We start from the raw sequence: 305 nt of genomic DNA on the forward strand, positions 1-305 counted from the left end.
GTATCCGACTGGAACCACGGCAATGCACATTTCCTGCGCGGTATCATGCGCGACCTGATCCGTCGCGGCCACGAGGCGGTGGCACTCGAACCTGTCGGATCGTGGAGCCGCGGCAATCTCGTGCAGGACCAGGGCGAGGCGGCACTCACCAATTTCGCCACGCATTTTCCGGAACTACACGCCGAGATCTATGGTGCGGACTTCAACCATGAAGCAGCCCTTGCCGAAGCGGATGTGGTTGTGGTGCACGAGTGGACGGATCCAGCACTCGTCTCCGAAATGGGCCGCATTCGTGCCAGCGGTGG

General features: G+C 61.6%; 1 pseudogene. It reads left to right on the forward strand.

The annotated features are described in order from the left end of the window. Window positions 1–305, forward strand: a pseudogene (locus SB764_RS39180) (glycosyltransferase); the annotation flags it as partial.

Source organism: Paraburkholderia sp. SIMBA_027 (assembly GCF_046535315.1).
Classification (GTDB): Bacteria; Pseudomonadota; Gammaproteobacteria; order Burkholderiales; family Burkholderiaceae; genus Paraburkholderia; species Paraburkholderia tropica.